The sequence below is a fragment of the Pseudomonas capeferrum genome (assembly GCF_013523055.1).
Taxonomy (GTDB): domain Bacteria; phylum Pseudomonadota; class Gammaproteobacteria; order Pseudomonadales; family Pseudomonadaceae; genus Aquipseudomonas; species Aquipseudomonas capeferrum_A.
In genome coordinates this window covers 21034-46195 of sequence record NZ_JAAMQM010000032.1, presented here as the reverse complement: position 1 = coordinate 46195, position 25162 = coordinate 21034, and the positions used below count along the sequence as shown (strand labels likewise).

At 62.6% G+C, this 25162-nt stretch carries 27 protein-coding genes; 8 read left to right on the top strand and 19 right to left on the bottom strand.

All coding sequences use genetic code 11. The features are described from left to right. The first annotated feature begins 180 nt into the window (after positions 1 to 180). On the top strand, positions 181 to 945 hold the full coding sequence (gene tam, locus G7009_RS25845; protein WP_181133099.1) for a trans-aconitate 2-methyltransferase: 765 nt from the start codon (positions 181 to 183) through the stop codon (positions 943 to 945). Here tam and G7009_RS25840 read toward each other — a convergent pair. Further along, entirely contained in the window at positions 942 to 1304 is a 363-nt protein-coding gene (locus G7009_RS25840; RefSeq protein WP_181133098.1) for a DUF2784 domain-containing protein, read from the bottom strand. The two genes, tam and G7009_RS25840, sit on opposite strands and share 4 nt — an antisense overlap. A gap of 197 nt (positions 1305 to 1501) precedes the next feature. Here G7009_RS25840 and G7009_RS25835 point away from each other — a divergent pair, with 197 nt between their 5' ends. Continuing rightward, positions 1502 to 2215: a YebC/PmpR family DNA-binding transcriptional regulator gene (locus tag G7009_RS25835; protein WP_181133096.1), complete on the top strand. Its 714-nt coding sequence runs from the start codon at positions 1502 to 1504 to the stop codon at positions 2213 to 2215. 137 nt (positions 2216 to 2352) lie between these two features. Here G7009_RS25835 and G7009_RS25830 read toward each other — a convergent pair whose 3' ends face one another. The 4 genes from G7009_RS25830 to G7009_RS25815 are packed head-to-tail and all read right to left on the bottom strand — an operon-like array spanning position 2353 to position 6276. Beyond that, positions 2353 to 3501: an ABC transporter ATP-binding protein gene (locus G7009_RS25830; protein WP_181133094.1), complete on the bottom strand. Its 1149-nt coding sequence runs from the start codon at positions 3499 to 3501 to the stop codon at positions 2353 to 2355. A gap of 19 nt (positions 3502 to 3520) precedes the next feature. After that, the gene (locus G7009_RS25825; RefSeq protein ID WP_181133092.1) at positions 3521 to 4330 is read right to left on the bottom strand and encodes an ABC transporter permease; all 810 of its coding nucleotides are present in this window, start codon (positions 4328 to 4330) and stop codon (positions 3521 to 3523) included. Positions 4331 to 4336: 6 nt separating this feature from the next. After that, positions 4337 to 5254, bottom strand: coding sequence for an ABC transporter permease (locus G7009_RS25820; RefSeq protein ID WP_181133090.1), 918 nt, complete (start codon positions 5252 to 5254; stop codon positions 4337 to 4339). Then, positions 5251 to 6276, bottom strand: coding sequence for an ABC transporter substrate-binding protein (locus G7009_RS25815; protein ID WP_181133088.1), 1026 nt, complete (start codon positions 6274 to 6276; stop codon positions 5251 to 5253). Before G7009_RS25815 ends, G7009_RS25820 begins: the two co-directional genes overlap by 4 nt. Before the next feature lie 535 nt (positions 6277 to 6811). Between G7009_RS25815 and G7009_RS25810 the strand changes: the two genes are divergently transcribed. Further along, positions 6812 to 6964 carry a hypothetical protein gene (locus G7009_RS25810; protein WP_181133086.1) on the top strand — a complete coding sequence of 51 codons (153 nt, stop codon included), beginning with the start codon at positions 6812 to 6814 and terminating at the stop codon, positions 6962 to 6964. 111 nt (positions 6965 to 7075) lie between these two features. On the opposite strand, the gene ribBA is transcribed toward G7009_RS25810, so the two are convergent. Next, complete coding sequence (ribBA, locus tag G7009_RS25805; protein WP_181133084.1) at positions 7076 to 8185, bottom strand: bifunctional 3,4-dihydroxy-2-butanone-4-phosphate synthase/GTP cyclohydrolase II; 1110 nt, start codon at positions 8183 to 8185, stop codon at positions 7076 to 7078. 78 nt (positions 8186 to 8263) lie between these two features. Between ribBA and G7009_RS25800 the strand changes: the two genes are divergently transcribed. Continuing rightward, entirely contained in the window at positions 8264 to 8557 is a 294-nt protein-coding gene (locus tag G7009_RS25800) for a DUF1330 domain-containing protein (protein ID WP_181133083.1), read from the top strand. A gap of 224 nt (positions 8558 to 8781) precedes the next feature. Beyond that, positions 8782 to 9417 (top strand): helix-turn-helix transcriptional regulator, encoded by a 636-nt coding sequence (locus G7009_RS25795; protein ID WP_181133081.1) that lies wholly within the window; start codon positions 8782 to 8784, stop codon positions 9415 to 9417. On the opposite strand, the gene G7009_RS25790 is transcribed toward G7009_RS25795, so the two are convergent. The 11 genes from G7009_RS25790 to G7009_RS25740 form a co-directional block, all read right to left on the bottom strand. Continuing rightward, positions 9414 to 10364: an ornithine cyclodeaminase family protein gene (locus tag G7009_RS25790; RefSeq protein WP_181133079.1), complete on the bottom strand. Its 951-nt coding sequence runs from the start codon at positions 10362 to 10364 to the stop codon at positions 9414 to 9416. The genes G7009_RS25795 and G7009_RS25790 overlap by 4 nt on opposite strands. Then, positions 10361 to 11338, bottom strand: coding sequence for a threonine/serine dehydratase (locus G7009_RS25785; protein ID WP_181133077.1), 978 nt, complete (start codon positions 11336 to 11338; stop codon positions 10361 to 10363). The genes G7009_RS25790 and G7009_RS25785 overlap by 4 nt, the downstream gene beginning before the upstream one ends. A gap of 144 nt (positions 11339 to 11482) precedes the next feature. Then, a complete protein-coding gene (locus G7009_RS25780) occupies positions 11483 to 12046 on the bottom strand; it encodes an NUDIX hydrolase (protein WP_181133075.1) in 564 nt (187 codons plus the stop codon). A 2-nt stretch (positions 12047 to 12048) separates the two neighbouring features. Further along, the gene (locus G7009_RS25775; protein ID WP_181133073.1) at positions 12049 to 12801 is read right to left on the bottom strand and encodes a GntR family transcriptional regulator; all 753 of its coding nucleotides are present in this window, start codon (positions 12799 to 12801) and stop codon (positions 12049 to 12051) included. A gap of 88 nt (positions 12802 to 12889) precedes the next feature. After that, positions 12890 to 13279 carry a carboxymuconolactone decarboxylase family protein gene (locus G7009_RS25770; RefSeq protein ID WP_181133072.1) on the bottom strand — a complete coding sequence of 130 codons (390 nt, stop codon included), beginning with the start codon at positions 13277 to 13279 and terminating at the stop codon, positions 12890 to 12892. A gap of 155 nt (positions 13280 to 13434) precedes the next feature. After that, positions 13435 to 13920 carry a flavin reductase family protein gene (locus tag G7009_RS25765; protein WP_181133070.1) on the bottom strand — a complete coding sequence of 162 codons (486 nt, stop codon included), beginning with the start codon at positions 13918 to 13920 and terminating at the stop codon, positions 13435 to 13437. Between the two features lie 13 nt (positions 13921 to 13933). Next, positions 13934 to 15415, bottom strand: a complete 1482-nt coding sequence (locus G7009_RS25760; protein WP_181133068.1) for an aldehyde dehydrogenase — start codon at positions 15413 to 15415, stop codon at positions 13934 to 13936. Next, the gene (locus tag G7009_RS25755; RefSeq protein WP_181133066.1) at positions 15412 to 16245 is read right to left on the bottom strand and encodes an alpha/beta fold hydrolase; all 834 of its coding nucleotides are present in this window, start codon (positions 16243 to 16245) and stop codon (positions 15412 to 15414) included. Before G7009_RS25755 ends, G7009_RS25760 begins: the two co-directional genes overlap by 4 nt. 213 nt (positions 16246 to 16458) lie before the next feature. Further along, positions 16459 to 17049, bottom strand: a complete 591-nt coding sequence (locus G7009_RS25750) for an amino acid synthesis family protein (protein WP_181133064.1) — start codon at positions 17047 to 17049, stop codon at positions 16459 to 16461. A 549-nt stretch (positions 17050 to 17598) separates the two neighbouring features. Next, the gene (locus G7009_RS25745) at positions 17599 to 18642 is read right to left on the bottom strand and encodes an LLM class flavin-dependent oxidoreductase (RefSeq protein WP_181133062.1); all 1044 of its coding nucleotides are present in this window, start codon (positions 18640 to 18642) and stop codon (positions 17599 to 17601) included. Positions 18643 to 18732: 90 nt separating this feature from the next. Beyond that, the gene (locus tag G7009_RS25740; RefSeq protein ID WP_181133060.1) at positions 18733 to 19218 is read right to left on the bottom strand and encodes a flavin reductase family protein; all 486 of its coding nucleotides are present in this window, start codon (positions 19216 to 19218) and stop codon (positions 18733 to 18735) included. A 317-nt stretch (positions 19219 to 19535) separates the two neighbouring features. On the opposite strand from G7009_RS25740, the gene G7009_RS25735 reads away from it, so the two are divergent. Then, positions 19536 to 20939, top strand: a complete 1404-nt coding sequence (locus G7009_RS25735; RefSeq protein ID WP_181133058.1) for a purine-cytosine permease family protein — start codon at positions 19536 to 19538, stop codon at positions 20937 to 20939. A gap of 319 nt (positions 20940 to 21258) precedes the next feature. Then, positions 21259 to 21720 carry a hypothetical protein gene (locus G7009_RS25730; RefSeq protein ID WP_181133056.1) on the top strand — a complete coding sequence of 154 codons (462 nt, stop codon included), beginning with the start codon at positions 21259 to 21261 and terminating at the stop codon, positions 21718 to 21720. Here G7009_RS25730 and G7009_RS25725 read toward each other — a convergent pair. Continuing rightward, on the bottom strand, positions 21710 to 23320 hold the full coding sequence (locus G7009_RS25725) for a methyl-accepting chemotaxis protein (protein ID WP_445677198.1): 1611 nt from the start codon (positions 23318 to 23320) through the stop codon (positions 21710 to 21712). The genes G7009_RS25730 and G7009_RS25725 overlap by 11 nt on opposite strands. A 231-nt stretch (positions 23321 to 23551) precedes the next feature. Next, on the bottom strand, positions 23552 to 24466 hold the full coding sequence (locus G7009_RS25720; RefSeq protein WP_181133052.1) for an AraC family transcriptional regulator: 915 nt from the start codon (positions 24464 to 24466) through the stop codon (positions 23552 to 23554). A gap of 101 nt (positions 24467 to 24567) precedes the next feature. Here G7009_RS25720 and G7009_RS25715 point away from each other — a divergent pair, with 101 nt between their 5' ends. Beyond that, the gene (locus G7009_RS25715) at positions 24568 to 25125 is read left to right on the top strand and encodes a carboxymuconolactone decarboxylase family protein (RefSeq protein WP_181133050.1); all 558 of its coding nucleotides are present in this window, start codon (positions 24568 to 24570) and stop codon (positions 25123 to 25125) included. Positions 25126 to 25162 lie beyond the last annotated feature (37 nt).

Here is a 25162-nt window from a genome sequence, read left to right as displayed (position 1 = left end):
TGCCAGTCAGTTAAGCCCCACAATCTGCAACTGGGGCTGCTTTGCACCCCTTCGCGGGCAAGCCCGCTCCCACAAGAAGTGCGCAGTTTTCTGAATTCAGCGCTCAACGTGTGGGAGCGGGCTTGCCCGCGAAGGGGTGCAAAGCGGCCCAACCGCTACATTCACAAAAAGGAGCCGGCAATGACCTGGTCCGCTTCGCAGTATTCGCTGTTCGAAGATGAACGTACCCGCCCGGTACGCGATCTGCTGGCCTCCGTGCCATTGAAGACGGTAACGCATGCGACCGACCTGGGCTGCGGTCCGGGCAACTCGACCGAGGTGTTGCTGCGGCGCTATCCCGATGCGTCGGTCACTGCCCTGGACAGCGACGAGGACATGCTCGGCCAGGCGCACCAGCGCCTACCCCATGTACGCTGTCAGGCTGGCGACATCGCCGGGTGGTCGGCCGAGGAACCTCAGGCGTTGATCCTCGCCAACGCCTCGCTGCAATGGGTGCCTGACCATCGCAACCTCTATCCGCACTTGTTGCAGCAGTTGGCGGATGGGGGCTGCCTGGCCGTGCAGACGCCCGACAACCTCGATGAGCCGGCCCACCGGCGCTTGCGCGAAATCGCCGGCCAAGGCCCTTGGGCCGACAGGCTGGCGAGCCTGAAGCTGCCGCCGCGGCACGATGCCGCCTTTTACTACGATCTGCTCGGCCCGCTGTGCGCCCGTGTGGATATCTGGCGGACCACCTACCACCATCCGCTGTCGGGAGGGGCCGAGGCGGTGGTCGAATGGTTCAAGGGATCCGCGTTGCGTCCCTACCTCGCGCGACTCGAGGAACAGGAACGGGCAAGTTTCCTGCAACTGTACCTGCAGGCCATGCGGCGTGATTACCCACCGGCCTCGGATGGCAAGGTGCTGCTGCCGTTTCCGCGACTGTTCCTGGTCGCTACCCGTTAGCGACGCCAGCGCCAGGCCAGGTAACCGTAGACCGAGAGGTTGACCGCCAGGACGATCGCGCCCAGGACCACCTGTAGTTGAGGCGTCAGCCCGGCCGGATAAATCAACGGCCACAGGTAGTGCTCGATGAAGCCCCCTTGGTAACCGGCCTGTCCCGCTGCGACACGCAGACGGTTCTCCCACGCGGTCAGCGGGCAGTCCAGGTGCAGGCACTCGACCGCCAGCCCCCAGGCCACCGCCGGCAGGTGGATCAACAGGGCGCCACGCCAGCGCAATACCAGCAAGCCACCGAACAGGACCAGCAGGATGAAGCCCAGGTGCAGCACGAGCAGGGCATCGGCGCCGAGACGGTAGGGCATGACAGAAGCCTCGAAGTAAGCCGGACGACTTCATCATAGGGCATCGCACCGGATGACGGCGGAGCACCAGGCGCGCGGACTTGCGTTGAACACCTCATGGCGTCATTTCTTGTCGATTGGGGGAAAGAGGGCGTATAAACTGCACCCACTTCGCCGGTCGCTTCCTGAACCGGCATCTGTAACGTAAGAGAGTCGACATGGGCGCACAGTGGAAAGCCAAGCATAGAGAAGCCGCAGCCAATGCCAAGGGCAAGATCATGGGCAAGCTGGCCAAGGAAATCCAGATCGCCGCGAAGTCCGGCGCCGACCCGGACATGAACCCTCGCCTGCGCTTGGCGGTGGAACAGGCCAAGAAGGCCTCGATGACCCGCGAGACCCTCGAGCGCGCCATCCGCAAGGGCGCGGGCCTCGATGGCGATACCATCCAGTACACCGCCGTGACCTACGAAGGTTTCGCGCCGCACCGCGTGCCGCTGATCGTCGAGTGCCTGACCGACAACGTCAACCGCACCGTCGCCGAGATCCGCGTGGCGTTCCGCAAGGGGCAACTGGGCGCCAGTGGCTCGGTGTCCTGGGACTTCAACCACGTCGGCCTGATCGAGGCCATCCCGGTCGACGCCGACGCGGATCCGGAGCTGGCGGCGATCGAAGCCGGCGCGCAGGATTTCGAAGCTGGCGAGGAGGAGGGCTCGACGCTGTTCGTCACCGAGACCACGGACCTGGACAGCGTGCAGAAAGCCCTGCCCGAGCATGGGTTCACCGTGACTTCGGCGAAGATCGGCTACACCCCGAAGAACCCGGTCAGCGCTGCCGGCCTGGGTGCCGAGGCCATGGCCGAGGTCGAGGCGTTCCTCGAGGCGATCGACCATCATGACGACGTGCAGAACGTCTACGTCGGTCTGACCGACTGATACCGTCCTGCCTGCGACCTCTGTCCGAGGTCGCTCGACGGTTCTGTATCCGCTTCCGTGCGGACCCGCTGGAATTGTCGAAAGGGGCGGCTGTCGCCAGCGCCCCGTTCATACCGCCATGACGCGCGGCGTATCGCTCAATGCGCGCCCGCCGCCTTGTTCAGGTCGCTTTCCGTCCACTCGGTGTAGATGCATGCATCGGCGGTGGCCCAGCGCACTTTCACGGTATCCCCCGGTTGCATCGGCATGCCTGCCGCCGAGAGCGCCTTGACCGTCATCTCGGTACCGCCTGTGGTCACGACGTGACAGGTCTGGCTTTCGCCGAGGAACAAGACTTCGCCGACCTTGGCGCTGACCTCGTTCCAACCGGCGGGCAGCGGATCGCGAGACGCCTGCTCGACACTCAGGGCCAAGGCTTTTTCCGGGCGCACCATGATCAGGGCTTCCTTGCCCGCGTCCAGGCCCGGAGTCAGGCGGATGGTCAGCGGCTGGCCCTCGAAGCTTGCGGCGCCGTTGCTGTTGGCCGTGACGCGCAGGAAGTTGGAATTGCCGAGAAAGGACGCGACAAAGGCGTTCGGCGGGTTCTGGTACAGGTCATAGCCGGTACCGAGACCGACGATCTTGCCATGGCTGAAGATGGCGATGCGCTGGGACAGGCGCATGGCTTCTTCCTGGTCATGGGTCACATAGACGATGGTGATACCCAGGCGCCGATGCAACTGGCGCAGCTCGTCCTGCAGGTCTTCGCGCAGCTTCTTGTCCAGCGCGCCGAGGGGTTCGTCCATCAGCAGAATGCGTGGCTCGTAGACCAGTGCGCGGGCGATGGCCACGCGCTGTTGCTGTCCGCCGGACATTTGCGCCGGGCGGCGGTGAGCGAACTTTTCCAGCTGCACCAGCTTGAGCATGGCATCGACGCGCTTGTCGATCTCGGCGCTGCCGAGCTTGCGAATGGCCAGCGGGAAGGCGATGTTGTCGCGTACCGACAGGTGCGGGAACAGTGAATAACGCTGGAACACCATGCCGATGTCGCGCTTGTGCGGTGGCACGTTCACCAGCGATTTGCCATCGACCAGGATCTCGCCGCTGCTCGGCGTTTCGAAACCGGCCAGCATCGACAGGGTAGTGGACTTGCCCGAGCCGCTGGAGCCGAGGAAGGTGAGGAACTCACCGTCCTGGATCTCCAGGCTGATGTTGTCGACGGCGGCGAAATCGCCGTAGTGCTTGTTCAGGTCGCGCAGGCTGACCAGGGTCTTGTCGTGCGCGGGGTCTTTGCTGACTGCATTCATTGTTGTTGTCTCCGGGCGCTCAGGCGCTGACTTCGTTGCGCCGGCGCAGGGCGGCGGCGATCACCATGACAAGGAGCGACAGACCGATCAGCAGCGTCGAGGCGACGGCGATTACCGGCGTCAGGTCCTGGCGCAAGGTGGTCCACATCTTCACCGGCAGGGTCTGCAGGTTGGGGCTGGCCATCATCACGCTGAGCACCACCTCGTCCCAGGAAACCAGGAAGGCGAACAGGGCGCCGGCGATCATGCCTGGGCGGATTCCCGGGAAGGTCACCTTGTAGATGGCCTGCAGACGCGACGCGCCGCAGATCACCGCGGCATCCTCGATCGACTGGTCGAACAGCTTCAGCGAGTTGATGATCGAGATGATGGTGAACGGCAAGGCCACGATCACATGGCTGACCACGAAGGAAAACAGCGTGCCGGTGTAGCCAAGCTTGAGGAACAGCGCATAGACCGCGACGGCGATGATCACCAGCGGCACGATCATCGGCAGGGTGAACAGGCCGTAGAGCATGTCGCGACCGGGGAAGCGACCGCGGACCAGGGCGAAGGCCGTCGGCAGACCCAGCAGTACCGCGCAGATGGTCGTCAGGATGGCGACCTTGAGGCTGGCCAGGGCCGCGTCCATCCACTCGGGGTTGGCGAAGAACTGCTCGTACCACTTGAAGGTCCAGCCCGGTGGTGGGAACACCAGCCACTGGGACGAGCCGAACGACAGCAGGACGATGAACACGATCGGCAGCAGCAGGAACGCCGCGATCACCCCGGTGGTCAGGTACAGGCCCACGCGCAGCGGGCGACCCATGGCATTGGGAGTCAGGAGCATGGCGGCTTACCTCGCGTTGCCGACCGGGGATTCCGGTTGCAGCTTCAGGTAGAAGTAGAACAACACCAGGGTGATGGCGATCAGCAACGCGGCGGCGGCGCTGGCCAGGCCCCAGTTGAGGAACGATTGCACCTGCTGGACGATGAATTCGGGCAGCATCATGTTCTGCGCGCCACCGAGCAAGGCCGGGGTGACGTAGTACCCCAACGACATCACGAACACCATCAAGGCACCCGAGAACAGGCCCGAACGGCACAGCGGCAGGAACACTTTGAAGAAGTTGGTCCAAGGGCTGGCGCCACAGATCGAGCCGGCCTGCAGCACCATCGGGTCGATGGCATGCATGGTCGCCTGCAATGGCAGGACGATGAACGGGATCATGATGTAGCTCATGCCGATCACCACGCCGGTCAGGTTGTGCACCATCTCCAGCGGGGCATCGATGATGCCCATGGCCATCAACGCCTTGTTGATCACCCCGGAGGCTTGCAGCAGTACCAGCCAGGAGTAGGTGCGCGCCAGCAGGCTGGTCCACATCGACAGCAACACGATGTTCAGCAGCCAGCGGCCCCAGCCGTTGGGTACCAGGGTGATGGCCCAGGCGAGCGGAAAGCCGAGCAGCACGCTGATCAGCGTGACCAGGCCAGCCACCGAGAAGGTGTTGAACAGGACCCGGGCATAGGCCGAGTTGGCGAACAGTTGCTCGTAGTTGCCCAGTCCCGGCACGGGCTCCAGCACCCCGCGCAGTAACAGGCCGATGAGTGGAGCGAAGAAGAACAGACCGAGGAACAGCAGCGCGGGCACCAGGTTGCGACTGCCGCGCCAGCGTTGCCTCATGGAGGGAGGGGGCACGGCCGCTCCGGGTGCGCCGGTGCCCGTGGGGGCACCTTGCGCGTTTTGCTGGGCGTTGATGGCGACTTTCATTTGACCAGCCACTCGTTCCAGCGGTTAGCAATGGACTGACCGTTCTTGGCCCAGTAGGCGAAGTCCAGAGTGACCTGGTCCTGTGCATAGGCGGTCGGCAGGTTAGGCGCGAGTTTCTCGTCCAGTTTGGAGATGCTGTCCAGGTTGACCGGCGCATAGGCGGTCAGGTTGGCGAACTCGGCCTGACCCTCGGCGCCGCTGGCGTTGGCCAGGAACTTCATGGCCGCGTCCTTGTTCTTGGCGCCTTTGGGGATGACCAGAAAATCGGCCATGACCAGGTTCTGCTTCCAGCTCACGCCGACCGGCGCGCCATCTTGCTGCAGGGCGTAGACGCGGCCGTTCCAGAACTGGCCCAACGATGCTTCACCCGAGGCCAGCAACTGTTGCGACTGGGCGCCGCCGCCCCACCAGACGATGTTTTTCTTGATGGTGTCGAGTTTCTTGAAGGCACGGTCCAGGTCGAGCGGATAGAGCTTGTCGGCCGCGACGCCATCGGCCAGCAAGGCCAGTTCCAGGACGCCTGGGCTGGGCCACTTGTACAGTGCGCGCTTGCCCGGATAGGTCTTGGTGTCGAACAGGGCCGTCCAATCGACTGGCTTGTTGGTACCGAGCTTGCCTTCGTTGTAGCCCAGCACGAACGAGAAGAAGAACGAACCGACGCCATGGTCGGAGACGAAACGCGGATCGATGCGATCGCGCTTGATCGTGTTGAAGTCCAGCGGCTCGAGCAGGCCTTCGGCGGCGGCGCGCAGCGCGAAGTCGGCCTCGACGTCGACCACGTCCCACTGGACGTTGCCGCTCTCGACCATGGCCTTGAGCTTGCCGTAGTCGGTAGGGCCGTCCTGTACCACTTTGATGTCGCTGCTCTTGGTGAACGGCACGGCCCATGCCTGCTTCTGCGCATCCTGGGTCGTACCGCCCCAACTGACGAAGTTGAGACTGTCAGCGGCCAGCGCGGCCTGGCATGACAAGGTCAGCAGGCTGGCGGACAGCACTGCGGTTACACGTTTGCTCAACAGCATGGTTACGCCCTCATTCTTTGTTATTCGAGTGGGCTTTCTGTCGCCCACCTGTGTTCGGGGAGCAGCTTTCTACAAAGTGTCGTACGGCCGTTGTGGTTATAGGTGCCGGCCTGCAATTTAAGGTCTACGGGATATCATATTATGGTATTCCAAACTTTTGGCAAGCGCCTTCGAGCGGTAAAAAGAGGGGAATATTGCTACTGCAAGCATTGGACCAAAGGGCAGAACGGAGGGGGCGGGAGGAGGGATTGTCGTGACATCCAAGCCTGGGTTCATGGGCGACCAAGCTTAACTGTTGATAACTGGCTGATTTTCCAAGAGAGTTTATTCGGCTGGGGACCGGTGGTGTCGCTCGCATTCGGCATTACGGCTAGCTGGTGAATAGGTGGTCAGAATAATGGACTGCCCTGAGTACCTGAGACAGATGGTTTTGAATAGCCACGCAGACCGCGTCGTGTGGGTGTTTGTATTGCCAGGCGAGTCCTGCGGCCTCGATCGCAGGGCAAGCCTGCTCGCCACCGGTCCGGTGCAAGCCATGAGCTTGCTCGCCACCGGTCCGGTACAAGCCATGAGCCTGCTCGCCACCGACATCCTGGCTTGCGCAGGCTCCAGTGGCGAGCAGGCTTGCCCTGCGATCGAGGCCGCAGGACTCGCCTGGCAATACAAGGGCATCAAACCTTCGCAATAGTGATGGGAGCACTATCCGAAACCGTTCAGAATCGAATGCCATTCGTTGCCTGACCACGAAGGTGGTATCCGAACACGGGAACACTGCAACACCAGACCGCCCCGATATCGATCAAGGCGCATATGGAATGCTCTGCACAACCTCCAGATCATACCCGGTCAAACCCGCATACTTAAGGGGCGGGCCAAGATGGCGCAACTTGCCGACGCCAAGCTCCTGAAGGATCTGCGCCCCGGTCCCGACTTCCGAATAGGTCTTGGATTGCCCGCGCTGATAGGGGCGCGGCGGTTGGGTCAGCTGGGGAATCCGCTCAAGCAGCGCTTGCGACGATTCATGATTGGCCAGGACCACGACCACGCCCTTGCCCTCAGCCGCGACTTTTTCCAAGGCCGCCCACAAGGTCCAGTTGGCAGGGCCGGCGTACTCCGAGCCAACCAGGTCGCGCAAGGGGTCGATGACATGCACGCGGACCAGCGTCGGCTCTTCACGGCGGATCTCACCCATCACCATCGCCATGTGCACCCCGCCTTCTATCCGGTCTTCGAAAGTCACCAGACGGAAGGTGCCATGCACGGTCGGCAACTCGCGCTCGCCAATGCGCTTGACGGTCTGCTCGGTGCTCAGGCGATAGTGGATCAGATCGGCGATGGTGCCGATCTTGATGCCGTGAAGCCGAGCGAACTGTTCAAGGTCGGGTCGACGCGCCATGGTGCCGTCGTCATTCAACACCTCGACAATCACCGAGGCAGGGCTGAAGCCCGCCAGGCGAGCCAGGTCGCAACCGGCTTCGGTGTGACCGGCCCGGGTCAGCACGCCACCTTCGCGGGCGCACACGGGGAAAATATGACCGGGCTGTACCAGGTCCTCCGGACGCGCGTCGGCAGCGACGGCCGCGGCAACGGTACGCGCGCGGTCAGCGGCGGAGATACCGGTGGTCACGCCTTGGGCCGCTTCGATGGAGATGGTGAAGGCCGTGCTGAAGGCACTGCCATTGGCCGGCACCATCTGCTCGAGGCCCAGGCGCTGGCAATGCTCGTCGGTCAGAGTCAGGCAGATCAGGCCACGCGCTTCGCGGGCCATGAAGTTGATGACCTGGGCATCACAGCACTCGGCGGCGATCAACAGGTCGCCCTCGTTCTCCCGGTCTTCGTCGTCCACCAACAGGACCATTTTGCCTTGGCGATAATCTTCGAGGATTTCTTCGATGCTGTTGAAAGCCATGCTGCACGCTCGCTGTACGGGTAAATTTTTTGTGGTATACCATCATACACAAAACCTATTCCAACAGGAGAGCGGCAGATGAAAGCCTACTGGATCGCCCATGTGGACGTTACCGACCCCGAGCAGTACCAGCAATACACCCAGCGCGCCCCAGCCGCGTTCGCCGCCTTTGGCGGCAAGCTTCTGGCCCGCGGCGGACGCAGCGAAGCCATGGAAGGTCGAGCCACGCCACAACGCAGCGTGGTGATCGAGTTCGAGTCCTATGAGCAGGCGATAGCGTGCTATCGATCCGAGCAGTATCAGACTGCCTGCCAGTTCCGGCAGGGGGTGGCCAAGGCGCAAGTGATCATCGTCGAAGGCTACGAGCCTTGAGCAATCGCCTACGCCTTGAGCCAGGCTCGCGTCCAATACCACTGTGCCTTTGACGCCGCAGTCTCAAGTGGCGAGCGGGCTTGCCCGCAATGGGGCCGGCAGTGACACCACTATGCCTCAGACAGTCTTGGCGCTGTCCCACGCAGTCGCGTGGGAAACGGCTTTGTGTCGTACACTAGCGCGCATCGGAACCCAAGGTTCGCTGTCCGTTTTCGAGAAGAGACATGAGTTCAAAGGCTGTGCCGAATACACGGCGTCTTCAGAATTACACGACTATCGCCGACTGCATCGCGGCACTGCTGTTTCCGCATGCCGAAGTGGTGCTGCACGACTTGCGCAGCCAGTCGGTCGCCTATATCGCCAACAACATTTCCAAACGCAAGATCGGTGACGAGTCCGCGCTCGAAGACCTGCCGGCGGACCTCGAACTCAGCCTGTCGTTGGGCCCTTATGAGAAACTCAATTGGGATGGCCAGAAGATCCGCTCGATCAGCAGCGTCCTGCTTGATGATCAAGGCCAGCCGGACGTGATGATGTGCATCAACCTCAACATTTCGGTGCTCGAACAGGCCAAGGACGCCTTGCTGCAGTTTTTCCAGGCCAGCCGTCTGATCCCGCAGCCGCAAGCGCTGTTCCGGGATGACTGGCAGGAGCGCATCAATACCTTTCTTCACGATTGGTTGCGCAGCCATCATCTGGGCTTGTCCGGCCTTGACCGTGAGCAAAAGCGGGCGCTGGTCGAGGCGCTTTACCACGAAGGTGCCTTCGAGGGACGTAGCGCCTTCGACTACGTGGCCAATGTCCTGTCCATGGGCCGGGCCACCGTCTACAAATACGTGAAGGCGCTCAAGCAAGGTTAGGCCGATTGGCAGCATTCCAGGGCGCAACGCGCGATCTGGGCGTCCTGCACCGCGACGCCGGTGAGGTCGGCCACGGTGATCTGCCGATCATCGCTTCGGCCTTGGGCTTCGCCCGCTAGCAACCGGCCCAGCTCCAGCAGCTTGCGTCTGTCGACCAGATCGCCAGCCAGCGCGTGGGCGGTTTCGCCATAGCGGCTGCATTGCTCGATGGAGTCGACGAAAAGGCGGTCGGCCCTGGCCAGTAATGCGGCATCCAGTTCCTGCTTCCCGGGGGCGTCGGCACCGATCGCCGTGATATGGGTGCCCGGACGTATCCACTCACTCTGCAGCAAGGGGTGACGCGATGGCGTGGTGCTGACGATCAGGTTGGCCTTGCGGGCTACGACTTCGGCATCGAGGGTGGTTTCCACGTGGCATCCCAGGTGCTCGGCGAAGACGCGATAAAGGTCCAGCTGCGATTGGCGGCGGCCCCAGACCACCACTCGACGGCAAGCGGTGACCGGTAGCAGGTGCTCCAGCTGCATCCTGGCCTGCATGCCGGTGCCGAGGATGCCGATGGTCTGCACCTGCGTTGGCGCCAGCCTGCTCGCGACGATCCGTCCGGTAAGCGCAGTGCGCAGCGCGGTCAGCCAGCCTTCGTCCTGAAGCAGCGCCAAGGGCTGACCCGTCAGGGCCGAAAGCACCAGCATCAAACCATCGTTGCTCGCCAGGCCCTTGCCGGGATTGTCGTAGAAGCCGGTGGAAACCTTCACGGTAAAGCAATCTTCACCCGTGACGTAGGCGGACTTCACGCAGCAGTCGCCGTTGGCCTGCTCGAAGGCGAAGCCTTGCACGGGTGGCACTTGTACCTGGCCTCGGGCGAAGGCGATGAAGCCGGCTTCGAGCAACCTTGTGGCCTTGGCCAGGTTCATGGTCTGTTCTATCTGCTGGCGGCTGTAGTGCTTCATTGCACGGCTCCGAGGAATTTCTCCAGCATGATGTTGCGACCGCAGAGAACCACGGCGACGCGCTTGCCTCGATACCGGTTCGCCATCTGCAATGCTCCGGCCAAGGCCACCCCGGCGGCACCCTCGACGATCCAGCGCTCATGGTGCGCGAGCAATCTCATGGCTTCCCTGATTTCGTCCTCGCTGACCAGTACGGTGGCATCGATGAGCGCCTGGCACAAAGGGAAGGTAATGCTGTCAGGCTCGACACCGCCCGCGGTTCCGTCGGACAAGGTCTCCAGTTCCTCCATCTCGATGATGTGTCCGGCTTCGAGCGAGCGTTGCAGAGTGGGGGCATTGCTCGGCCAGCAGCCGATCACTTGGCAGCGCGGTGCAAGCTGGCGCAGGGCGGTACCGATGCCGGAAATCATCCCGCCGCCACCGACAGCGACGAATACCGCATCCAGTTCGGGCAACTGCTCAGCCAGTTCCATGCCTATGGTGCCTTGACCGGCGATGACCTGCTGGTCGTTGTAGGGCGAAACGAACAGCGCGCCTTGCAGCCGGGCCTGCCGTGCGGCCTCCAACTCGACACTCAGGGGGTCGAGGTCCAGCGTTATCACGGTGGCGCCCAGGGCGCGAATCGCGTCCAGCTTCAAGGGAGAAGCCGAACCGCTTGCGTAGACCGTGACCGCGACGCCTGCCTGACGGCCGGCAAGCGCCAGGCCCTGGCCGTGATTGCCCGAGGACGCGGTGACCAGGCCCCGCGGTCGCTGCCGCGCCTCCAGCAGACGCACCTTGTTGCTGGCCCCGCGGAACTTGAACGAACCGGTGTGCTGGAGATGCTCGCATTTGAGGTACAGCTCGCAGTCGGACAGGCTGCTCAGTCCATGACTCTGTACAAGAGGCGTGACAGCCACCTGTGGGCGAAGCGCTGCATGCGCGTCCTGGATGCTGGCGAACAATGAGGACGAAGGAGTTGAAGGGGAGACCATCGAGCGCACCTATCGGCAGAAGATTGAGCCAGAAGCGTACTACCGTGGAATAAAAATCTAAAGTAGAAATATATTCCACCAAAGGGTCGCGTTTCAGAGGACCTGCCAGGCGTGGTGGTCACCATCGACGTGAAATGAAACCGATCAGCGAATGAAGTGCACCTTGCCGGTATCGTCATTGCCCATGTAGATCCCGTAGACCCCCGCCTGGCGCTCGAGGATGTAGCGCTCCAGGATCTGCCGGATGGCCGGGTAGTAGATTTCGTCCCAGGGAATCTCGTCGGGCTCGAAGAAACGGTAGGCGAGAGTCTCGGGCCCGTACTGCCCGGTTTCTTCCGTGACGATCGCGCGGAAGATGATGTACACCTCGCTGATGGTCGGCACGCTGAAGATCGAGTAGGGCGAGAGGATATCGGCGCGAACGCCGGTTTCTTCCCAGACTTCGCGCAGCGCCGCCTGCTCGGTGGTCTCGCCGCTTTCCATGAAACCTGCCGGGAGGGTCCAGGTGCCGGGGCGCGGCGGGATGGCGCGCTGGCACAGCAGGTACTTGCCCTCGCGCTCGATGATGCAGCCGGCGATGATCTTCGGGTTGATGTAGTGGATGTAGCCACAGGCCGTGCAATGCAGGCGTTCGTGGGTATCCCCGGCTGGAGTGCCCTTGGCGAGCTCGTGGGTGCAATGTGGGCAATAGCGCGGGGCGATGGACATGATCAGCGACCTATGCGAGGTTCCTTGATGGCAATGGGCACGACGATATCGCGCACCTCACCGGTGTCACCCTGCTTGCGACGCAGGTAGTCCAGGGCAACCTTGGCCGCCGCGCGGACGTGGTCGACAGAGGCCTGGTGGGCGGCCAGCGGATCGCCGCTCTTGATCGCCTCGACCATCTTCTCCATCTCGCGGTTGCTCGCGCCGCGGCGGTTCTCCTGGGATACCGAGGTGGCCCGCAGGTAGCTGATGCGCGCCTGCAGCTGGCGCAGCTGGGTCGCGGCGACGTGGTTGCCCGAGCCTTCGAGCAGGACGTCGTAGAACCCCTGCACCGAGTCGATCACCTGCTGCAGCTCGCCTTCCTCCAGGGCCTCGCGGTTTTCCTCGAGGGCACGCTCCAGGGCACGGATGTCCTTGGCCTTGGCGTTGAGGGTGAACAGCTGGACGATCAGGCCTTCGAGCACGCAGCGCAGCTCATAGATGTCGCAGGCATCTTCCAGGGTGATGATCGCGACCCGCGGGCCCTTGGCGTCGGCAAACTCCACCAGTCCTTCGGATTCGAGGTGGCGCAATGCTTCGCGAACCGAGGTGCGGCTGACGCCGAGGCGATCGCACAGGTCGCGCTCGACCAGACGATCGCCTGGCAGCAGATGAAAGTTCATGATCGCGCTGCGCAGCTTGTCGAGCACGATTTCACGCAGGGTGACGGGATTGCGGTTGACCTTGAAGCTGTCGTCGAGTGGCTGGCGTTTCATTGGGTGCGCTCTGATGAGGCTGTTGCGCCATGACCCATGGAGCACCGCGAACCGAGGTGCTCCATGCAGTGGTTCGAACAGCCCGTGGTTAACGGGTTGACTCCGCATCGGCTTCGGCGAACGCTTCGCGGGCAAGGCGGAAACTGTCCACCGCCGCGGGAACGCCGCAATAAATGCCGACCTGGAGCAGGATTTCGCGAATCTGTTCACGGCTCAAGCCGTTACGCAAGGCGCCGCGGATGTGCAGCTTGAGCTCGTGGGGGCGGTTGAGCGCGGAAATCATGGCCAAGTTTATCATGCTGCGCTCTTTGAGCGACAAGCCGTCGCGGCCCCAGACGTGGCCCCAGCAGTATTCGGTCACCATCTCCTGCAAGGGCTTGGTGAACTCGTCGGCATTCTGGATCGAACGGTTGACGTAGTCCTCGCCCAGTACCTGGGTACGGATCTGCAGGCCTTTTTCGTACTTCTCGTTGCTCATGTACGGTACTCCGGAAAGAAACAGGGGGCTGTGACCGAGGGTGACGGAACGGCACGGCCCCCAAAACCAATGCGAATCCAGGGGCTGATCCGCGGCACCTTCGCGGGCAAGTCGCATCGGCGAACCGACGCTCCCACGGGTGCCGCGAAGGGCCATCAACCCAAGGGTGGCAGGGCGCCCAACTTGCCTCGATGGTAGACCATCGGGGTGACCGGGTTTTCAGGGAAGACCAGGTTCTTCACCGCACCGACGATGATGGCATGATCGCCGCCATCGTACTCGCGCCACAATTCGCATTCGATAATGGCGGTGGCCTTGGGCAACAAGGGGTTACCCAGTTCGCTCAGGTGCCACTCGATGTTTTTGGCCTTGTCCTTGCCCTTACCGGCGAAGGCATAGGCCTCGGCGGTCTGGTCGGCGGACAGCAGGTGAATGGCGAAGCGCTTGCTGTCACGCAGGATCGGGTAGGTGTCCGAGGCATAGTTGGGGCAGAACAGTACCAGCGCCGGGTCGATCGACAGCGCGCTGAACGCACTGGCGGTGATGCCCACGATGCCGCCATCGGCGTCGAGGGTAGTGACCACGGTGACGCCCGATGGGAAGGAGCCCATCACGTCTTTGTAGATGCCGGGTTCGATCATGGCAATAGGCCTCTCAACGCATCACGAAGGGATCGGGCATCGGCGCGGTGGAAAGATTGATCCACACGGTCTTCAGCTCGGTATAGGCGAGCACCGAATCGATGCCGCTCTCGCGGCCATAGCCGCTGTTCTTGAAGCCACCGATCGGCGCCATGGCCGACACGGCGCGATAGGTATTGACCCAGATGATACCCGAGCGCACGTCGCGCGCCAGACGGTGGGCGCGGCCCAGGTCGCGGGTCCAGATCCCGGCGGCAAGGCCGAACTGCGAGTCGTTGGCGATGGCCAGGGCTTCTTCTTCGGTCTTGAAGCGGATGACCGAAGCGACCGGGCCGAACACCTCTTCCTGCATGATGGTCATCGAGTTGCTGTCGCATTCGAACAGGGTCGGCTCGTAGAACCAGCCTTCACCCTCGACCTCGGCGCGTTTGCCACCCAGGTGCAGCTTGGCACCCTCGGCCTTGGCGGCAGCCACCAGGTTCTCGACCACGGCCAGCTGTTGCGCGGTGGCCATCGGGCCCATCTCGCTCTGTTCATCCTGCGGACTGCCGATCCGGATGCGCTTGGCACGCGCCACCAGGCGCTCGACGAACTCGTCGAAGATCTCGTCCTGCACCAGCAGGCGCGAACCGGCCACGCAGCTCTGCCCGGAGGCCGCGTAGATACCGGCGACGGCGCCATTGATGGCGCTGTCCAGGTCGGCGTCGGCGAAAATGATGTTCGGCGACTTGCCGCCCAGCTCCAGAGACAGCTTGGCGAAGTTCTCGGCGCTGCTGCGAACCACGTGGCGAGCGGTGGCGGCGCCGCCGGTGAAGGCGATCTTGCGCACCAGGGGATGGCGGGTAAGTGCCGCTCCCGTGCTTGGGCCGTAGCCGGTCACCACGTTGACCACACCCGGCGGGAAGCCGGCTTCCAAGGCCAGGCGTCCCAGCTCGAGGATGGTCGCCGAAGCGTGCTCGGACGGCTTGAGGACGATGGTGTTGCCGGCGGCCAGCGCCGGTGCCAGCTTGATCGCGGTCAGGTACAGCGGGCTGTTCCAGGGAATGATCCCGGCGACCACGCCGATCGGCTCGTGCACGGTGTAGGCGAAGAGGTCAGGCTTGTCCAGCGGCAAGGTGCCGCCTTCGAGCTTGTCGGCCAGGCCTGCGGTGTAGTGGAAGAATTCCGGCAGATAGCCGACCTGGCCGCGGGTTTCGCGGATCAGCTTGCCGTTGTCGCGGCTTTCCAGCTGGGCCAGGTGTTCCTTGTTGTCGGCGATCAGGTCACCCAGGCGTCGCAGCAGCTTGCCGCGAGCTGTGGCGGTGAGGCCGCGCCAGGCCGGATTGTCGAAGGCGCGCTGGGCGGCCTGAACGGCCAGCTCGACGTCCGCCTCGTCGGCATCGGGCAGTTGGGCCCAGACCTTGGCGGTGGCAGGGTCGAGACTGTCGAAGGTCTTGCCGCTTTGCGCATCGCACCATTGGCCGTCGATGCACATCTGGAAACTAACGAGTGTCATGCAACAATCCCCTTGGCAGAATCGGAGAGGGTACGGGCGTGGCTGAGGAAGTCCAGGAGCATCCTGTTGACTTCCCGCGGCGCTTCCACCGGCATCATGTGCCGTTGCTCGGCGAGGACCACGCTCTGCGCGCCGGGAATACGCGCGGCGAGCTGGCGGGTCATGGTCGGGGTGGAGCCCAGGTCGAGTTCACCGGTGGCGATCAGCGCCGGTACCTGGATGCTGCCCAGGTCATCGGCCCGATACATGTCCTGTGTGGCGAACAATGAATAGGTGGTGTGGTAGCCCTGCGGGTCGTTACTTGCCAGGGTCTGCCGAATGGCGGCGACCTGGGCCGGGTTGGCAGCCTTGTACTCGCGGCTGAACCAACGCTCCAGTGCCGCATCGACGTTGGCGTCGGGGCCCAGTTCCGCTGCCTGGGCGGCGCGCGCGATAACGCCGGCGCTCTGCTCTGGCGTGCGGTTGAACACGCTGTTGAGCACGACCAGCGCCGAGATGCGTTGCGGGTAGTGCAGGGCGAAGGCACGGGCGACCAGGCCACCCATGGAGAAGCCGATGACCGTGGCTTGCGGGATCTGCAGGTGGTCGAGCAATTCCGCCAGCTGCGCGGCATAGCCTTGCAGGTCGGTACCGACATCGGGGAGCGGGCTCTTGCCATGGCCGAGCATGTCGTAGGCGATGACGCGATAGTCGTTGGCCAGGCCGACGAATTGTCCGCCCCACATTTCCTTGTTCAGACCGACGCCGTGGATCAGCACCACGGGTTGGCCCTGGCCGAGTGCCAGGTAGCTGGTCCCGGCGGGTGTACGTTCAGCGACAGGCTGAATCATGGAGGGCGCTCCTTGAAGGTCGGGCGTGGCGGTTGTGGCTGTGACGATACGGGCGCTCCAGGGCACCCGTTGCGGCCACGCTGCACTGCTCTGACATGCCGCAGGGATGCTACGACTCGTCATGGCGCTAGCGTGGCTGCTCTCGCACTCACACGGGAGTGCTCGAATCGACCTTGCAGTCCAACAGGCACGCCCCGGCCCGTCTGGTTATTGTTATTGAGCTTTTTCTGCAGCCAGTTCTTCCAGATCGATGTAGCGGTTGCCGATGCGCGGGTGCAGGCGGCCACCGTCGGCGGCGCCCAGGACCACGACGATCTCGTCGGCGCGCGGCGCGTCTTCGATCTGCATTTCCAGGGTGATGTAGTGGGAGCGCAGGCCCTCGTCGTCCTTCTGCATCATCGGGATCTGGATCGAGGTGCCCGGGCCGCCGCGCTTGTTGGTGAAGCTCAGGTAGCTCTTGGCCTGAACCGCTTCACGGTAGTGGTTGCCGAAACGCAGGGTATGGATGACCGCGGAGGCGTGTTCGATTTCCCCGTCGGCGCCCACCACGGCAGCCTTGCCATAGGCTTCGATCTTGTCGGCGCCGCCGATGGCTGCGGTCAGGCGCTCGACCATCAGCGCACCCAGTTCGGAGCAATTGGCGCGGATCTCGGGCTTGAGGTCTTCGACGAAGCCGCGGCCAGCCCATGGGTTCTTGATCACCACGGCCAGACCGACCATGGTCACCGGCTTGTCGGTAGCCTTGCCACCTTCGATGCGGGTTTCTTCGGAGTAGGTGACGATCTTGCGGATTTCGAAACTCATGGACGGCTCCTGTGGAGGTTATTAGGGCTTGTTGTCTGATGGTATACCATAATATTTGTTGTGCAAGAGGTGCCGGAAAATTTCTTGGTGCAGGGGACGAAAGGTGCGGTTGTGCGGGTAATGCTGGTCAGTCGAGAGAAGGCGGTTGGTTCAAGTTGCTATGTTTAGCCTTCGGCTTCTGGAATCTTCAGTGACGCTGATGGTTTGTCGCGGAACAAGCCCGCTCGCACCTGGCACGCTGCACCCCGGGAACACCACACCCCGGTGGGGAGCGGGCTTGTCCCGCGATGGGTCATCAGCGTCACTGCATAATTCGGAGGCCGAACAAGAGAGCTAGCAATCAAACCTGATGACTTTTCCTTGCCTGGTTGGCATTGGGCTATACAGGTGCTTTTGCTCATCACTGCCGAGACAGCTCCACGAAGATTTATCCCTCCACCGGTTGCAGGTGGCTATCTACCCTCTGGACTCAACAAAAAAGCCCGCTCGCTCACGCCACAGGGGCATGCGCGAGCGGGCTTTTTCCCGCAAGACTTCAGGTCACGCGAATCAGGCGAACGCCGGTACCACTTCCTTGATGAACAGCTCCAGCGATTTCTTCTTCTCGGCATGCGGCAAGCTGTTGTCACACCAGAAGCTGAATTCGTCGACGCCCAGTTCCTGGTAGTACTTGATGCGCGCGATGATTTCTTCCGGGGTGCCGATCATGGTGTTCTTGCGAATGTTCTCCAGCGCGAACTCCGGACGCTCGGCGAATTTTTCTTCCGGGCTCGGTGCGAGGAAGCCGTTGTTCGGGGTGGTCTTGTTGCCGAACCAGGCATCGAAGGTGCGGTAGAAGCGCGAAATGGCCTGGGCGCCGACCTTCCAGCCTTCCGGCTCGGACGGGCTGTGCACGTGGGTGTGGCGCAGGACCATCAGCTGCGGACGCGGCACTTCGGGGTTGTTGTCCAGAGCGGCCTGGAACTTGTTCTTCAGGTCCAGCACTTCTTCGTCGCCCTTCATCAGCGGGGTGACCATGACGTTGCAGCCGTTCTTCACCGCGAAGTTGTGCGAATCCGGGTCGCGCGCGGCGATCCACATCGGTGGCATGCCGTCCTGCACTGGCTTGGGCACGCTGGTGGACGTCGGGAACTTGTACACCTCGCCCTCATGGGCGTAGTCGCCCTGCCACAGTGCGCGCACGGCCGGGACCATCTCGCGCAAGGCCTTGCCGCCATCGGAGGCGGGCATGCCATTGGCCATGCGATCGAACTCGAACTGATAGGCGCCGCGGGCCAGGCCCACTTCCATGCGACCGTTGCTGATCACGTCGAGCAGGGCGCATTCGCCTGCGACACGAATCGGATTCCAGAACGGCGCGATGATGGTGCCGGCACCCAGGCGGATCTTGTCGGTGCGCGCGGCCAGGTAGGCCAGCAGGGGCATCGGGCTCGGCGAGATGGTGTATTCCATGGCGTGATGTTCGCCGATCCACACGGTACTGAAACCGCCGTTCTCGGCCATCAGGGTCAGTTCGGTCAGGTCTTCGAACAGCTGACGATGGCTGACCTGTTCATCCCAACGTTCCATGTGCACGAACAACGAAAATTTCATGGGGCATTCCTCGGATCTGAAAGATGGCGCCTGGGCGGGCCAGGCGTCTGGTGTCTCGACGAGCGCCCTGCACCCGTCTCAAGAATAGGGTCAGGCGAAGGCGGGCAGGCTGGCCATCTTGCCGCGACAATAGATCATCGGCCGTGGCGCTTCCTGCGGAACGATCAGGTTCTGCACCGCGCCGACCATGATGGCGTGATCGCCACCTTCGTACTCGCGCCACAATTCGCATTCGATGATCGCCGTGGCATTGGCCAACAGCGGATTGCCCAGCTCGCTCAAGGTCCACTCGATCCCCGCGGCCTTGTCCTTGCCCTTACGGGCGAAGGCGTAGGCTTCCGCCTGTTGATCGCCGGAGAGCAGGTGGATGGCGAAACGCTTGTTGCGGATCAGTACCGGGTAGGAGTCGGAGCTGTAGTTGGGGCAGAACAGTACCAGCGGCGGGTCCATGGAGAGGGAACTGAAGGCGCTCGCGGTCAGGCCGACGATCGAGCCATCGTCATCCAGGGTAGTGATCACCGTAACGCCGGACGGGAAGGAGCCCATAACGTTCTTGTAGACAGTTGCGTCGATCATGGCGTCGTCCTCGGGTGGGGCAGCGGTGGTCCGCATTTTTATCGTTGATGTGTCTGATGGTATACCGTAATACCTATTTTGCAAGCGGAATTTTCTTGTGCTTCCACCAAGCGATGAGCGGCTGAAGGTCCCGTATTCATTGGCTTCGGCAGACAAGAGCGCATGCCGGGGCCTGTTAAAAAGCGGATCAGAGGCTGATTCAAAACACAGATCAGTATTGTCAAAAATCTGGAATACCATAATATGGTCTTCAGCTGAGAGGCCGCCTTGAGCGGTTTCCTACAAAGATAAAAACGACCCTTTCGAGCTGAATTCCTATGTCCCAATCGTCGTCGCAGCACCAGTTTGTCGAAAATCACACGGTCGATTATGTTCCACCCGCAGAGCGCCATGGGAAGGCGCGCGACCTGTTCACCCTCTGGTTCAGTACCAACATCGCGCCTCTGCCCATCGTTACCGGCGCCATGGTGGTCCAGGTGTTCAACCTGAACCTGCTCTGGGGACTGATCGCTATCGTGGTGGGTCATTTGCTGGGGGGCGTGGTCATCGCCCTGGCCTCTGCGCAGGGACCGCAGCTGGGCATTCCGCAAATGGTGCAGAGTCGTGGGCAGTTCGGTCGCTACGGCGCCTTGCTGATCGTCTTCTTCACCGCGTTGATCTACGTGGGCTTCTTCATTTCCAACATCGTCCTGGCGGGCAAGTCGATCCATGGCATCGCGCCGAGCGTACCGATGCCGACAGCCATCATCATCGGCGCGTTGAGCGCCACGGCCATCGGCGTGATCGGTTACCGCTTCATCCATAGCCTGAACCGCATCGGCACCTGGGTCATGGGCTCCGCGCTGCTGGCCGGTTTCGTCATGATCTTCGCCCAGGACCTGCCCGCCGAGTTCTATACCCGTGGCGCATTCAACCTGTCCGGGTTTATCGCCACGGTGTCGCTTGGCGTCATCTGGCAGATCAGCTTCTCTCCTTATACCTCGGACTACTCGCGTTACCTGCCTCGCGAAATCGGTATCGCCAAGCCGTTCTGGGCGACCTACTTCGGCGCCACCCTGGGCACCATCCTGTGCTTCAGCTTCGGCGCGATCGCCGTGCTGGCCGTGCCGGAAGGCACCGATGCCATGATGGCCGTCAAGCAGGCCACAGGTTGGTTGGGTCCGATCCTGATGGTGCTGTTCCTGCTCAACATCATCAGCCACAACGCCCTCAACCTGTATGGCGCCGTGCTGTCCATCGTGACTGCCATCCAGACCTTCGCCGCGCAATGGTCGCCGAGCGTCAAGGTGCGGGTAATCCTCGCCTCGGTGATCCTGCTCTGCTGTGGCATGACCGCCTTGAATGCTTCGGCCGACTTCATCGGCCAGTTCATCGGTCTGATCCTTGCGTTGTTGCTGGTGCTGGTGCCATGGGCCTCGATCAACCTCATCGACTTCTATCTGATCAAGAAGGGTAAGTACGACATCGACTCGATCTTCAGTGCCGATGGCGGTATCTACGGTCGTTTCAACTACCACGCGATCATTGCCTATGCCTGCGGCATCCTGGTGCAGCTGCCTTTTGCCAACACGGCGCTGTATGTCGGTCCTTACTCGAACCTGGTCGAGGGTGCCGACCTGTCATGGCTGTTCGGCTTGTTGGTCACTTGCCCGTTGTACTACTGCCTGGCTACGCGCGGGCAAGCGCAAAAGCTGGCTGAGGCCATAACCATCAATCGCTGATGGCAGCGGTTGCGCGATAAAAAATGGGGCCATGCGATGGCCCCTTTTTTTTGAGCGAGCGAAAGGTTGGTTTGAGAGTGTGTAATGGCCGTTAGGGGCATGCCGTTGGATCTTCAGTGCCCTTGAGATCGAGCGCCGCCCGCGCGGCGCTTCGCGAGTAAACTCGCTCCCACATTTGTTGCAACGCGCCATGGCCTGACAGACCGAGCTCTTAGCCTTGGTTTGTAAGACTTGATATTGAGGTTGCCAGCAAGAGCCCTCATGCAATCTTCAGCCCTTCACCAAGGCTGACAACCCCTCTCTCACAGGCCATGGCGCGTTGCAACAAATGTGGGAGCGAGTTTACTCGCGAAGCGCCGCGCGGGCGGCGCTCGATCTCAAGGACGCTGAAAATGCCATGACAGGCCCCCCGCGAAGCGCCGCGCGGGCGGCGCTCGATCTCAAGAGCGCTGAAAGTGCCATGACAGGCACCCCGCGAAGCGCCGCGCGGGCGGCGCTCGATCTCAAGGGCGCTGAAAGTGCCATGACAGGCACCCCGCGAAGCGCCGCGCGGGCGGCGCTCGATCTCAAGGGCGCTGAAAATTCCACGGCCTGCCCCCCGCGAAGCGCCGCGCGGGCGGCGCTCGATCTCAAGAGCGCTGAAAATTCCACGGCCTGCACCCCGCGAAACGCCGCGCGGGCGGCGCTTGATCTCAAGGCGCTGAAAATTCCACGGCCTGCACCGAGCGGCCATGGCACGCTCTCGAGCAATTCACTCCAAGCGCCCTCCATCAAACCTTGAACTGCGCCACCATCCCGTTCAAATCCACCGCCAGGCGCGACAGATCCTGGGCCGCGGCGCTGGTCTGGTGGGCACCGGCCGAGGTCTGCATGGCCAGGTCCCGGATATTCACCAGGTTGCGGTCCACCTCACGAGCGACCTGAGCCTGCTGCTCCGACGCACTGGCGATCACCAGGTTGCGCTGGTTGATCGAGGCAATCGCCCCGGCGATGACTTCCAGAGCGTGCCCCGCGGCCTGCGCCACTTCCAGCGTGCCGTTGGCGCGGCCCTGGCTGCTGTGCATGGCGCTGACCGCGCGTTCGGTGCCGGACTGGATACCGGTGACCATCTGCTCGATCTCTTGCGTGGATTGCTGGGTGCGGTGGGCCAGCGCGCGAACTTCGTCGGCCACCACGGCAAAACCGCGTCCGGCTTCCCCCGCGCGAGCGGCTTCGATGGCGGCGTTGAGCGCCAATAGATTGGTCTGCCCGGCGATGCTGCCGATCACGTCAAGCACGCGGCTGATCTCGCTGGCGCTGTTGGCCAGCTGCTCGATTTCCTGGGAGGTACCGGTGACATCATCGACCAGGTGCTGGATCGACGCCAAGGCCAGGTTGACCTGCTGGCGGCCGTCCTGGGTGGTCTGATCGGCGCCCTTGGAGGCGTCGGCGGTGCTGACGGCGTTGTTGGCAACTTCCTCCACGGCGGCGGTCATCTGGTTGACCGCCGTGGCGGCCTGGTCGATTTCCGCGCTTTGCTGATGCAGGCCGCGACTGGTGTCTTCGGTCACCGTGTGCAGTTCTTCCGAGGCGGACGCCAGCTGGTCGGAAGAGGCAGAGATCCTGCGCAGGGTATCGCGCAAGCTTTGCTGCATGGCGGCCAGCGCGCTCAGCAACGCGGCCGGTTCGTCACGGCCTACGACCGAGATGTCCCGGGTCAGATCGCCGGTCGCCACGCGCTCGGCCACTGCCACGGCATCCGCCAGGGGAATGACGATGCTGCGGGTGAGCAGGGTGGCGATGGCGGCAAGGACGGCCACGATCACCAGCAGGGCGACGATCATGATCAGGAAGGATTCGTCCGCCACGTCGCTGCTGCGCTGCGACGCCGCCTGCGCACCTTGGCTGTTGTAGGCGATCAGCGCGTTCAGGGCCGTCACCATGGCATCGGCATGTTCCGTCAGCGGGCCGGCGATCTGGCGCTTGGCCTCGTCGAGTCTGCCGGCGGCGGCATCGGCAAGCACCCGTTGCTGCAGGTCTAGGTAGCGTTGCCGGGCAGCGGTGAAGCGCTCGAACAACGCGCGATCATCGGCCGCGATGATGGTGTCCTGATAAGCCTGTAGATCGGCCTGCAATTGCTGGCTGAGCTTCTCGACCGCCGAAAGGCTGCTTGCCCGTTCGTCTGGGTCATCGACGACCACGCTGCGCAGGGTCAATGCGCGTGCCCGCCCGAGATTGCCGCTGATGTCCCCCAGCGCGATGACCGCCGGCATCCAGGTGACACGAATCTCGTCCGTCGCACTGTCCATCTTGCGTGTCTCGAACAGTGAAAGCAGACCCATGACCAGCACCAGCCCCCCTAGCAGCGTGAATACGCTAGCCGCACGTTTGCCGATCTTCATGTTCCGTAACTGCATGGAATATTCCTTGACGAAGACATGCAGGCGCCAAGTGCATGGATGGTATGGACGGTGCCGATACGGCGCCAGGCATCTCGATGCGCTGCGGTTTGTGTGTAGTCCTCACCCTTTTTTCAGGATGATGCCATGTTGACATCACGGCTCGCCAGTCGTCCCATGTGTCCGCGTCGTTCTTGCGCGCAAGACGGTCTGCCTCGCTCGGAACGGTTTTCGCTAGGCGTGTGGTGCCATCGCTTTTCTGTAGGCACCGGGCTGTACGCCGACGGCCTTGGCAAACGCCCGGGTGAAGGCCGCCACCGACTGATACCCCGCCGCCGCGCCCGCGCGCTCCACCGTAGTACCGGCGCGCAGCAATTGGCAGGCATGGCGCATGCGCACGGCCAGCAAGACCTGGCCAGGAGACAGGCCGGCGGTCTCGTTGAAGCGCTTGAAGAAGGCCGAGCGCGAAACGCCGGTACAGGCCGCCATGCTCTCAAGCGTCCAGGGCTGATCCGGCTGCTCGATCAGTCGCTCCAGCAGCGGGGCGAAGGCAGCGTGCCTGGCCAGCGCTATGAGCCCGCGCAGGTCGGGTTGCTCGCCCACATGCTGACGCAGGACATAAAGGAAAAGCAGGTGGGTCAGCCGTTCCAGCATGTTCTGGGAAGGGGCAGGGCTTCGCCGGCACTCTTCCAGGATCAGTTCGAACAAGGCCCGCGCCGCGCTGACGGCCGGATCGCCCGCGCGCAGGATGATCCAGTCGCCCAGCCCCTCGACGATCAGCGAAGACAGGCCGCAGTGAAAATCGAAGAATCCGCACACCAGCCCGACACCATCACTGGCCGTCGCCTCCAGCGGCTCCATCGGCCGTCGTGGCTGGGCGCAGGCGTCCAGCGGATCCTGGGCGCTGGACAAGCGGTAGCCCAGATCGCGTAGCAGGAACACCGCGTCACCGCTTTCCAGACATATCGCGTCTGGGTGGCCATCGACATGCAGCCAGCAACTGCCTTGAACCACCAGATGAAAACTGGCGCGGCCCATGCCTTCGGTGCTGGCATGCCACCCTCCGCAATACCGCCCCACGTGGAACAGGCTGGCGTCCATGTCCAGGCGTGCTAATAACCAATCAACGAGGGGGCTGGCAGAAATCATCTAATGGAAAGACTCGCGAGCAAGGAATGACGACTGATGAATATGGATGGTACTTCTTATAACCAACAGACTGTATGAACACACATCAAGGAGTCCACTCCATGTCGCGCGTTACTCTACACACTCTCCAGAGCGCCCCGGAAGCAGCACGTCCCTTCCTGGAGAATGCCCAGAAGAATTCCGGCTTCATTCCCAACCTGCTCGGTGTGCTGGCCAATGCGCCGGCCGCGTTGGAAACCTATGTCACGGTGTCTGCGCTCAACGGCAAGTCCGACCTGAGCCTGGCCGACCGCGAGGTAGTCCAGTTGATCGCAGCTACCCGCCATGGCTGTGATTTCTGTGTCGCCGGGCATACCGCCGTGGCCCTGAACAAGGCCAAGCTGCCTCAGGAGGTCGTGGACGCGCTTCGCGCGCGTGGCGAGCTGCCGGATGCACGCTACGAGGCCCTGGCCGAATTCACCCGGCAAGTGATCGCTACCCGCGGTGACGTCAGTGAGGCCACCTACGGCGCCTTCCGTGAGGCCGGGTACAGTGAAGGCAACGCGCTGGAAGTGATTCTCGGCGTGAGCCTGGCAACCTTGTGCAACTTTGCTAATGTATTCGCCCAAACGCCACTCAATGACGAACTGGGCAAGTACCGCTGGCAGCCTTCGACCTGATCGGCACCTGGTGTCGGCTCTGTCGGCGTTTTTCTAA